General features: G+C 49.0%; 9 protein-coding genes and 1 tRNA gene. 1 reads left to right on the forward strand and 9 read right to left on the reverse strand.

What is annotated here, in order from left to right:
• Positions 1 to 199: 199 nt before the first annotated feature.
• Positions 200 to 835, reverse strand: coding sequence for a tRNA-uridine aminocarboxypropyltransferase (locus L4C36_RS22780; protein ID WP_428480065.1), 636 nt, complete (start codon positions 833 to 835; stop codon positions 200 to 202).
• 10 nt (positions 836 to 845) lie between these two features.
• Here L4C36_RS22780 and rrtA point away from each other — a divergent pair, with 10 nt between their 5' ends.
• Positions 846 to 1,412 carry a rhombosortase gene (gene rrtA, locus L4C36_RS22785; RefSeq protein WP_428480066.1) on the forward strand — a complete coding sequence of 189 codons (567 nt, stop codon included), beginning with the start codon at positions 846 to 848 and terminating at the stop codon, positions 1,410 to 1,412.
• A 75-nt stretch (positions 1,413 to 1,487) separates the two neighbouring features.
• On the opposite strand, the gene L4C36_RS22790 is transcribed toward rrtA, so the two are convergent.
• The 8 genes from L4C36_RS22790 to L4C36_RS22825 all read right to left on the reverse strand — a co-directional run bounded on the left by L4C36_RS22790 (position 1,488) and on the right by L4C36_RS22825 (position 11,275).
• Positions 1,488 to 1,802: a ComEA family DNA-binding protein gene (locus L4C36_RS22790; RefSeq protein ID WP_428480067.1), complete on the reverse strand. Its 315-nt coding sequence runs from the start codon at positions 1,800 to 1,802 to the stop codon at positions 1,488 to 1,490.
• Positions 1,803 to 2,002: 200 nt separating this feature from the next.
• Positions 2,003 to 3,895: a peptidylprolyl isomerase gene (gene ppiD / locus L4C36_RS22795; protein ID WP_428480068.1), complete on the reverse strand. Its 1,893-nt coding sequence runs from the start codon at positions 3,893 to 3,895 to the stop codon at positions 2,003 to 2,005.
• Between the two features lie 262 nt (positions 3,896 to 4,157).
• Complete coding sequence (gene hupB / locus L4C36_RS22800; protein ID WP_428480069.1) at positions 4,158 to 4,430, reverse strand: nucleoid-associated protein HU-beta; 273 nt, start codon at positions 4,428 to 4,430, stop codon at positions 4,158 to 4,160.
• 221 nt (positions 4,431 to 4,651) lie between these two features.
• Positions 4,652 to 7,024 (reverse strand): endopeptidase La, encoded by a 2,373-nt coding sequence (gene lon, locus L4C36_RS22805; protein WP_428480070.1) that lies wholly within the window; start codon positions 7,022 to 7,024, stop codon positions 4,652 to 4,654.
• A gap of 130 nt (positions 7,025 to 7,154) precedes the next feature.
• Positions 7,155 to 8,435, reverse strand: coding sequence for an ATP-dependent protease ATP-binding subunit ClpX (clpX, locus tag L4C36_RS22810; protein WP_428480071.1), 1,281 nt, complete (start codon positions 8,433 to 8,435; stop codon positions 7,155 to 7,157).
• 111 nt (positions 8,436 to 8,546) lie between these two features.
• A complete protein-coding gene (clpP, locus tag L4C36_RS22815; RefSeq protein WP_428480072.1) occupies positions 8,547 to 9,173 on the reverse strand; it encodes an ATP-dependent Clp endopeptidase proteolytic subunit ClpP in 627 nt (208 codons plus the stop codon).
• 107 nt (positions 9,174 to 9,280) lie between these two features.
• Positions 9,281 to 10,582, reverse strand: coding sequence for a trigger factor (gene tig / locus L4C36_RS22820; RefSeq protein WP_428480073.1), 1,302 nt, complete (start codon positions 10,580 to 10,582; stop codon positions 9,281 to 9,283).
• A gap of 616 nt (positions 10,583 to 11,198) precedes the next feature.
• A tRNA-Arg gene (locus tag L4C36_RS22825) sits at positions 11,199 to 11,275 on the reverse strand.
• Positions 11,276 to 11,551 lie beyond the last annotated feature (276 nt).

Below are 11,551 nucleotides of genomic sequence, written 5' to 3' on the forward strand. Positions count from 1 at the left end.
TGTGGTCCTGTGGTCCTGTGGTCCTGTGGTCCTGTGGTCCTGTGGTCCTGTGGTCCTGTAAGCAGGATTTCAGATCCCTTTATGGGTGCAAGCACTTTCGCTCCTGCTCTTTCCATAGGGCCTTAGGGCCACAGGGTCGCTATTTCACGCCCCTCGACACTCGGAGCGCAGCGAGACCCGCCTCTAGACACGCGTTCCTTTATTTATAGTTTTTCTCAAACACCCCGGCGGGCATTTGCTGGATCTGGAACTCAATCATCTGGTTAAAGGCATCAAGCAACGGGGTGTATGTCTCTTCGTTGCCTTTATCCAGCGCCGTTAACGCCAGATAGCCCGCTTCCACCGTGGACACACCCTGCGATTTCGGGGATTTACGAATACGGTAATTACCGTCGTCGGCATTATCTAGTGCCACGGCGGGCAACTGCTGTAAATTGCTTGAAAGCTGCCACATTTTGTAGGCTTTTTTCCACGTGCCATCGAGCAAGATCAACGTGCGTTTTATTGCCGCGGCATCAGGTTCCGCTTCATTTGGCTCTGTCGCTTCAGCCAATACGGAGATCGGTGTGGCGTTCTCGCCTGGGTAAATCACCCACGCTTGACGGTGAGGATCGGCCAATAAACGGTTTATCTCATCATGCGTGGAAAAGTCTTCACCCACCCATAATTTGGCGTTGGGCAATGACAATGTCAAAATACGTGCCGTACCAATCGCACGTTTCACCTCAGAAGGGTGTTGTAAAATCCACAGTTCAGTTTTAGCATCAATCACTTGGATCCAGCGGCAAATACATGCCTGCTTGGCTTTACCGCACTGTTCACAATATCGACTCATCGAGGTGGCCTTGTCTATTCGTCTCTTTGTTATTCTCACTATCGCGCTGATAGCACTCATGCAATGGCCTGCGATAGCGTCCGCGCTGTTCTGGCAACGCGATGCCATTGTACACGGGGAGATCTGGCGGCTCATTACCGGCAACCTCACCCACACCAATTGGCCACACATGATAATGAACACGCTGGCCTTGGCAATCATTACCTTTATCTTTCGTGCACATTTAACCGCAGCACGGTTGGCCGGTCTGATTGTTAGTTTATCGCTGTTTATTGGGCTGTGTCTGTTCGGCTCTTCGATGCACAACTATGTCGGGCTTTCTGGTGTCTTGCATGGGATCTTTGCGTGGGGCGCCTGTCGGGATATTCTCGCCAAAGACAAACTGGGGATCGTGATGTTAGTCGGGATCATTCTGAAAGTGGCATATGAGCAAGTCTACGGCGCCTCAGCCCTATCAGCATCGCTGATCCAAGCTCGGGTTGCCACGGAAGCCCACCTTGCCGGCCTAGTGGGAGGGATAGTGATCGCGCTTACCCCTGTCGTATGGCGAACCCTTCGTACACGTTACGCCTCGTAAGCGGCTATCATGGCATAAAAAAAGAGAGCACCACCATGGTACTCTCTTTCGTTTGCATGGCGCGTGGTATCGTGCTTACAGCTTGATGCGCGCGCGATTTTTCTCAACAGTCGCCGCACCAATGCCCTTCACTTGAGACAAGGCTTCTGCCGACGCAAACACCCCATTGGCCTGTCGGTACTGCACAATCTTCGCTGCTTTGTCAGGGCCGATGCCCACTAGCAAGGTATCCAACTCTTCCGCATTGGCGGTATTGATATTCACGGTGATCTCAATCCCTTCATGCTTATCTACTTTCTCGACCTTGGTGTCTGTGCTATCAGCAGCCATCACCGGTGATGCCATCCCCATCAATAATGCACAGCCCATCGCAGCAAATATACGTTTCATCGTTCTCTCCTTATTATTGAAATCAGGCAGCCATGCCTGACATTAAACGCCTGTGTTTCAAGCGGTTGTTCGCCAACAAAGAGATTCGCTGAAGGAATGGAGAGAATGGGTAAAGCCTCAATCGCATTCCTACGCTAAAAATAAGCAAAAAAAAGACGGGCCGCACATGGCGGCCCGTCTACAAACGTATAAATTACAAATTAATTTGCCGTTTCGTCTTCTTCAACAGGGTATGACACTTCAGCCGTGTCACGCAGCACTTGCAGTGTTGCCATCACATCTTGCTGAGCGTACATCTGCTCTAACTGCATCGCCAGTTGGCTGTTGGCTGCAACATCACTCACGTTCGCATCAATGACATTATCCAGTGCGATGATCATCACATTACCGGCAGCATCGCGCGTCATACCGTACACGGTTTTATCTGCGTCAGGTTTTGCCATGCTGAAGGCTTCTTGTGCAATCATGCGGTCAGAACCAACACGTGCAATGGTTTCGGGTGCTGAGAAGCTCACGCCTTCCGTTTCAAGGATGTCCGTGTTACCCGCACGCAACGCCGTTACGATCTCGTCAGCTTTCGCTTGCGCTTGCGCTTCGCCTTTCTGGATAGCCAGCTGCTGCTTCACGGTTGCTGACACCTCGTCAAACGGCAGCACCATTTCAGGGCGGCTGTCATCAATACGAACAACAACAACGTGCTCAGGACCGACTTCAATCACTTCTGAGTTTTCACCGTTATCACGTACCGTCGAGCTCATCAATGCTTGTAGAACAGCCGGTGTTTTTAGCAACTCTGGCGCATCCGCTTCTGAAATGAAGTCTGTCGTCTGCACTGTGCCATTTACCGCTTCTGCCGCATCTTTTAGCGTGTCGTGCACTTCAAATGCCGTTTCAGCCAGCGCGGTTTGCTGGTCATAGAACGCTTCAGCCGCACGCTGCTCACGCAACTCAGCCAAAATATCATCACGTACGTCAGCAAATGGCTTCACTTTCGATGGCTTAACATCATCAAGCTTGATGATGTGGTAACCGAAGTCAGACGCAACAACACCCGAGATTTGACCTTTGTTCAGTGTAAATGCGGCCTCTTCAAAGGCAGGATCCATCACACCACGCTCAAACCAATCCAGCTTGCCACCCTCTTTACCGCTGAAGGTATCGTCAGAGGACGTTTTCGCCAGTTCAGCAAAGTCCGCACCGCCATTCAGCTGTGCCAACAATGCGTCAGCTTTCGCTTTTGCTTCGTCGCTTTTGCCTTCAACCAAGATATGGCTAACTTGACGTTGTTCTGCTGAACCGAACTTGCTCATGTTGTCATCGTAGTACGCTTTCACATCGGCATCAGACACATCCAGTGTCGTCTTCAACGTGTCGCCCGATAGCTCAACATAAGACACTTTGACTTGTTCAGGACGCGTGTAAAGTGCTGGGTTTTGCTCGTAGAACGCTTTCGCTTCTTCGTCTGTCACGGTCGCATTTTGCGTGAACGTGGCAATATCGAGTGAAAGCGTACGAATTTCACGCTGTTGCTGCTCAAGCTTAGTCAATGCCGTTAGCTCATTCGCCAACGCAAAGTCAGAACCTTGAATCGCGGCCAAGAACTGCTGACGCAGCATGTCGGTACGCATAGATTCAGCAAACATATCTGGCGTTAGGCCAGCACGGCGTAGCAATGCGTTGTAATGCTCGTTATCAAACACACCATCACGCTGGAATTCTGGCATGGCCAGAATCGTGTTTTGAATCTGCTTATCGCTGATACGCAGACCCAGCTCATTCGCACGCTGCTCGATCAATAGGTCATTGACCATACGATCCAACACGCTACGTTTGAACTGCTGCACATAAGCAGGATCACCCATTAGCGAAGAGAAAGACTCACCCAACTGCGATTGCATGCGGTTGCGTTCGTTCTGATACGCCATGTCAAATTCACGTTGCGTGATTTCATGACTGTCGACCTTTGCCGCCACTTGCTGACCACTACCTGCAAGGTAGCCGCCCACACCAGCAAAAACAAAAGAAAGTATAATTAAGCCAAGCACGATCTTGACCCAAATGCTGCTTGCGCCTTCGCGCATACGGTCCATCATAATTTGCCGTATCTCCTACTGATTCGATCTGGCGTGGTAATACCAAGTTCACTGGTTATTTGATGCTTCCCGGCAAGTTGCGTTGCCTGAGAATAGTGTGCTTGGCTCGAGTATGGTTTAAGACGGATTTGCCTCAAAAAACACACGCATATAAAGTAAAAAAAGCGCATCTTCAGGATGCGCCCTTTGTCCATACCAAGTTGCTGTTAGGACAACCGGAATGCTTGTTTGTTCACACAAACTGACGGGCTAGGCCCAACGGTTAGTTTACCGAATCTTTCAGCGCTTTACCCGCTTTAAAGCCAGGTACTTTCGCTGCTGCGATCTGAATCTCAGCACCTGTCTGTGGGTTACGGCCCGTGCGTGCCGCACGCTCACGAACAGAGAACGTACCAAAGCCAACAAGCGCTACTGAGTCACCTGCTTTCAAGCTATCAGAAACTGCGTCAAGGAATGCGTCTAAAGCACGTCCCGCAGACGCTTTTGAGATATCGGCATTCTCAGCAATTTGATCAACTAATTGAGTTTTGTTCACGGTCTCATCCTCTCTATGAACGCCATCCGTACGCCGCCGTTTTTACTGCTGTTTAGGGGCGTTACGAACACAAAAATATATCAGGCCTAATTATCTCAGCACACAACACCCCAATACGGGGAAGCGTTGATATTATTGAGCTAACGGCAAATTAGACTCTCTTATAGCGACACAAAAAAACGCTGACAAGGATTTTGTCCCTGAAAGCGTTTTTTCATACTTTAACTTTGCTGCATGTCACTGTTTTGGGTGTTGACCAGTTCAATACCTGTTGGATTATTCTGCAGTGCAATGGTGAGCACTTCATCAATCCAACGGACTGGACACACTTTCAGATCAGCAATCACGTTATCTGGGATCTCTTCCAAATCACGCTCGTTCTCTTTCGGGATCAGCACTGTCTTGATGCCACCACGGTGGGCTGCCAACAGTTTTTCCTTCAAGCCGCCGATAGGCAACACTTCACCGCGCAAGGTGATTTCACCGGTCATGGCGACATCCGCACGTACCGGGTTACCGGTCAGGCTAGACACCAATGCCGTACACATGGCGATACCAGCACTTGGGCCGTCTTTCGGTGTTGCGCCTTCCGGTACGTGAACGTGAATATCACGCTTCTCGTAGAAGTCAGGGGCAATGCCCAGACGCTCCGCACGGCTACGTACCACTGTCATCGCCGCTTGGATGGACTCTTGCATCACATCACCCAATGAACCGGTGTAGGTCAACTTGCCTTTACCTGGCATGGATTCGGTTTCAATGGTCAGCAAATCGCCGCCCACTTCCGTCCATGCAAGACCAACGACTTGACCAATACGGTTGCTGTCTTCGGCTTTACCGTAATCAAAACGCTGCACGCCCAAGTACTCTTTCAGGTTGTCCTGATTGATCACCACTTGTTTGGTGGTTGGGTTAAGCAGAATTTCTTTTACCGCTTTACGGCACAGTTTAGACACTTCACGCTCAAGGCTTCGCACGCCCGCTTCACGGGTGTAATAACGAATAATGCCCAGCAGTGCAGAGTCGTCCACGTCGATTTCAGCGGGCTTCAGGCCGTTGCGCTGAATTTGCTTACTCAGCAAATGGCGCTTCGCGATGTTGAGCTTTTCATCTTCGGTATAACCCGACAGACGGATCACTTCCATACGGTCAAGCAACGGACCCGGAATGTTCATCGAGTTTGACGTGGCAACGAACATCACGTCAGACAAGTCGTAATCGACTTCCAGGTAGTGATCGTTGAACGCGTTGTTCTGCTCGGGATCCAGTACTTCAAGCAAGGCAGAAGACGGGTCACCGCGCATGTCTGATGACATCTTATCGATCTCATCTAACAGGAACAGCGGGTTCTTCACTTCCACTTTCGCCATTTTCTGGATTAACTTACCCGGCATAGAACCGATGTAGGTACGACGGTGACCGCGGATTTCCGCTTCGTCACGTACGCCACCCAGTGCCATGCGCACGTACTTACGTCCGGTCGCAGCAGCAATAGACTGACCCAATGAGGTTTTACCCACACCCGGTGGCCCCACCAAACACAGGATCGGACCTTTTAGTTTGTTGACACGGCTTTGAACCGCTAAATACTCAAGAATACGCTCTTTCACACGGTCAAGACCGTAGTGATCGGCGTTGAGCACTTCTTCCGCTTTCGCGAGGTTCTTCTTCACTTTTGAACGCTTGTGCCATGGCACGCTCAGCATCCAATCAATGTAGCCGCGAACCACGGTCGCTTCGGCTGACATCGGTGACATCATCTTCAGCTTTTGCAGTTCTTGTTCGGTTTTCTCACGCGCTTCGGCCGGCATTTTCGATTCTTCGATCTTAATCTGCAAAGACTCGAACTCATCCGGCGCATCATCCAGCTCACCCAGTTCTTTCTGGATCGCTTTCATCTGCTCGTTGAGGTAATACTCGCGCTGGCTTTTTTCCATCTGCTTTTTGACGCGACCACGGATGCGTTTTTCCACCTGCAGCAAGTCAATTTCAGATTCCATCATCGCCATCAGGAACTCAAGACGTTCCGTCACATCGACAATTTCCAGCACTTTTTGTTTATCGGCCAATTTCAATGGCATGTGTGCCGCAATGGTATCGGCCAAACGGGCCGCTTCATCAATACCATTGAGGGACGTCAGTACTTCTGGCGGGATCTTTTTGTTCAGCTTAATAAAGCCTTCAAATTGATTGATTGCCGTGCGTACCAATACTTCCTGCTCACGCTCGTCCATTTCCGCGGTCACAAGGAACTCGGCGTCTGCGCTGAAGAAGTCGTCATCACGTAAGTTGTCCACTTTTGCGCGCTGCTGGCCTTCAACCAGCACCTTTACTGTGCCATCCGGCAGTTTCAGCAATTGCAGGATCGTAGCAACCGTACCGACGTCGTACAAATCGTGGATAGAAGGTTCGTCGGTCGCGGCTTCTTTCTGCGCCACCAACAAAATTTGTTTGTTGTCATCCATCGCGGCTTCAAGGCAGCGAATTGACTTATCCCGGCCTACGAACAATGGAATAACCATGTGCGGGTAGACCACCACATCTCGCAGTGGTAGAACGGGGATCTCAAGGCGTTCCGAACGCTCCAGGTTCATATTATTCTCTCTTCCGTTCAATCTCTTTACTGAGTATATGGGGGCAAGCGCTAAAGATTCAACGGGATAACCGACAGAAAATAAAAAAGGAGGCATAAGCCTCCTTTTTTTTGCACGTTTTGAGTAAAAATTACTCAGCACCCGCCGCTTGGTTTTCTGTGTTGGCATAAATCAGCAATGGCTCAGACTCGCCTTTAATCACTGATTCATCAATCACAACCTTGCTAACACCTTCAGCAGAAGGCAGTTCATACATGGTGTCTAGCAATACCGCTTCCACGATAGAACGCAGGCCACGGGCACCCGTTTTACGATCCATCGCTTTGCGGGCAATCGCCACAAGCGCATCATCACGGAACTCAAGCTCGACATTTTCAAGCTCAAGCAATGCTGCATATTGCTTGGTCAACGCGTTCTTCGGTTCGCGCAAGATCTGTACCAGAGCATCCTCATCCAATTCGTTAAGGATTGCAGTCACCGGCAAACGACCGATGAATTCTGGGATCAAGCCGTATTTAACCAAATCTTCCGGTTCAACCTGCTCAAACAACGCACTCAGCGTACGAGAATCGTCTTTAGAGCGCACATCTGCGCCAAAACCGATGCCTGTACCCGTCGCAACACGCTGATCCACGACTTTATCCAGACCCGCAAATGCGCCGCCACAAATAAAGAGGATCTTCGATGTATCAACCTGCAAGAATTCTTGCTGTGGGTGCTTACGGCCACCTTGTGGTGGTACCGATGCCACGGTCCCTTCAATCAGTTTCAGCAAGGCTTGCTGAACACCTTCACCTGACACGTCACGCGTGATAGATGGGTTATCTGATTTACGCGAGATCTTGTCGATTTCATCAATGTATACAATACCGCGCTCTGCTTTGGCGACATCATAATCACATTTTTGCAATAGCTTCTGGATGATGTTTTCAACATCTTCACCCACGTAACCCGCTTCTGTTAGCGTGGTTGCGTCAGCCATTGTGAAAGGTACATCAAGCATACGCGCCAGTGTTTCAGCCAGCAGGGTTTTACCACTACCGGTTGGGCCGATAAGCAGGATATTACTCTTGCCTAACTCAACGCCATCACTGTTCGTGTCGCCGTTACGAAGGCGCTTGTAGTGGTTATAAACCGCTACTGCTAGCACTTTCTTCGCATGACCCTGACCAATAACGTATTCATCCAGGTTTTTACGAATTTGCTGTGGTGTCGGAAGGTCGCTGCCATCACGCTTAGGCATTACTTCTTTGATTTCTTCACGAATGATGTCGTTGCATAGATCAACACATTCATCGCAAATATACACAGAAGGGCCTGCAATCAGCTTGCGAACTTCGTGCTGACTTTTACCGCAGAAAGAGCAGTACAGCAGTTTTCCACTACCACTCTCTTTTCGCTTATCTGTCATTCGCTAACCTCTTTTCGGGTTTTACCCCATCATTGCCTTGTTTTGAGTGTATAACAACTCAAGTCGTTTTGCTCCGTGCTTCGCGGGTTGCCAAGCACGGCCACAACGGTCTTAGCTATTACGCTGACTCAAAACTGCATCCACTAAACCGTACTCTACGGCTTGGTCTGCAGACATAAAGTTATCACGATCAGTATCACGTTCAACCACCTCAAGTGGCTGGCCTGTATGCTCAGCAAGTAGACCGTTTAGACGCTGCTTAATCGTTAGGATTTCTTGTGCATGGATTTGAATATCCGATGCTTGTCCTTGGAAGCCACCCAATGGCTGGTGAATCATCACGCGAGAGTTAGGTAGGCAATAACGCTTACCTTTCGCGCCACCGGCAAGCAAGAAGGCACCCATAGAACACGCTTGACCCATACATACGGTGCTCACGTTTGGCTTGATAAATTGCATGGTGTCATAAATTGACATACCTGCAGTCACTGAGCCGCCTGGAGAGTTGATGTAAAGGAAGATGTCTTTGTCTGGGTTTTCTGACTCAAGGAACAATAGCTGCGCAACCACTAGATTGGCCATGTGATCTTCAACCTGACCGGTCAGGAAAATCACACGCTCTTTTAGTAGTCGGGAATAGATGTCGTAAGAACGTTCACCACGCGAAGTCTGCTCGACCACCATAGGAACCAGCGCATCTAAGATTGGCGACATGGCATTTCTTTCTTGGTAGCTCATAACGTTATTTCCCTAAAATAAATGGCCCGAATGAAATTACTCTCACACGGACCATTGTTAGCAGAAGATTTGAAGTAAAGTCAAATCTTTGCTGTATTTTCAGTCAATTAAGCAGCAGGCTGGTTCATTAGCTCGTTGAAGCTAACTTCTTTCTCAGTTACCTGAGCTTTTGCCAACAGTGCGTCAATTGCTTGCTCTTCAAGAGCAACGTTGCGCATGTTGTTCATCATCTGATCGTTCTTCTCGTAGTAAGCAACAACTTCTGTTGGATCTTCGTATGCAGAAGCCATTTCAGCGATGATTGCTTTTACGCGCTCTTCGTCAGCTTTTAGCTCTTCAGCCTTGATCACTTCACCAAGAAGTAGGCCAACAACTACGCGACGCTTCGCTTGCTCTTCGAACAATTCACGTGGTAGTTCAGGTGCGTTTGCAGCATCACCGCCGAAGCGTTGAGTTGCTTGCTGACGTAGAACATTGATTTCTTGCTCGATAAGCGCAGCAGGAACAGCGATGTCGTTCTGCTCAACCAAACCGTTTAGGACTTGATCTTTGATACGGCCTTTAACCGCTTGCTTCAGCTCACGTTCCATGTTCTTACGTACTTCAGCTTTTAGCGATTCAACAGAACCGTCTTCAATACCGAACTTAGCAACGAACTCTTCAGTCAGCTCAGGTAGCTCTTGCGCTTCAACTTTGTGCAGTGTGATAGCGAAAGATGCTGCTTTACCTTTTAGGTTTTCAGCGTGGTATTCTTCAGGGAAAGTCACTTCTACAGTGAACTCTTCGCCCGCTTTCTTACCAACAACACCGTCTTCGAAACCAGGGATCATACGGCCCTGGCCCATTGCTAGTGCGAAGCCTTCAGCTTTACCGCCTTCGAACTCTTCGCCGTCGATAGAACCAGTGAAGTCGATAGTTACACGGCTATCAGCAACAGCTGCAGCGTCTACTTCAGCCCACGTCGCTTGCTGCTTACGTAGTGTATCTAGCATGCCGTCAACGTCTGCGTCGTTAACGTCTACTGCTGGTTTCTCAACAGCAATTTTGTCTAGGTTAGCGAGCTCGATTTCAGGGAACACTTCAAAAGATGCTTTGAAAACAAGATCTTTACCTTCAGCGATTTCTACTGGAGTGAAAGTAGGTGCGCCTGCTGGGTTGATCTTTTCTTTTACGATTGCTTCGATGTAGTGACGCTGCATCACTTCACCAAGGATGTCTTGACGTACAGATGCGCCAAACATACGAGCAACCATTTTAATTGGTGCTTTACCTGGACGGAAACCATCGAAACGACGATTTTTAGCAATTTTTTTCAGTTCAGCGGCTACAGCGTTTTCGATGTTTGCAGCTGGTACTGTGATAGTCAGATGGCGTTCTAGACCTTCAGTGGTTTCAACGGTAACTTGCATTATATTTAACCTCAAAACTTACTCAGTGTTCTCTGAGTGATGTTGCCGATCAGCGATACTGACGGTGGCATCCTTTCGTGTTATGGCAGGCTACCACGCCTAAACCATAACGCCTTAATTCTGATAATTTCTGTCATTCTCGGCAATGTTGCCGGGAAGTCGGAAATTAAAACGCGGTATTATAACGGTCATCAGCCTTGCCGTCGAGACAGACTGGCCGCACCGCAATCAAACCTTTCACACAAGATAGGGGCAAAAATTCCATTTACAAGTGTAAAGATTAAAAAATTCGCGTCCTTTTACGATTTTTTGACCCTGAGCTTAATTATTCGCTGTATTAAACCGCCGATTGTTGATTTTTACCTCACGCAACAAACACGCAAAATGATAAAAAAGTCGCAACGATACGTGGTATCTACGCGTTTTTTGATGGTGTGGTTGCGTGTAGCGTCCATCATGCTTACGCATCCGCCAACGCGGATTCATGGATGGCATAAATGAAAACAAGGTAAGAAAAAGGTAAGAAAAAGAAGCATGAAGGAGAGAACGAACAATGCCGTTTGACAAACGACAGATACAAAAAAGCCAGCGAAAACGCTGGCTTTTTTGTTGAATATGGCGCGCCCTGCAGGATTCGAACCTGCGACCACATACTTAGAAGGTACGTGCTCTATCCAACTGAGCTAAGGGCGCATAACGGTTAACGTTACGGTGTCGAATTATACGGCCATAAACCTTGCCGTCAACGCCTTTTACATGATTTTCCGTGCATTTAGCGCTAAACGTTCAAACATGCAACAATATGAAGACGAAGAGCGCGATTCAGGCACGAGATTCGAGTCTGAAGGGGCGAGTATCGAGAAAAAGCAAGTTTTGGATCCTGTGGTCCTGTGGTCCTGTGGTCCTGTGGTCCTGTGGTCCTGTGGTCCTGTGGTCCTGTGGTCCTGTGGTCCTGTGGTCCTGTGGTCC

Source organism: Photobacterium japonica, assembly GCF_050337005.1.
In the GTDB taxonomy this organism is placed as follows: domain Bacteria; phylum Pseudomonadota; class Gammaproteobacteria; order Enterobacterales; family Vibrionaceae; genus Photobacterium; species Photobacterium japonica.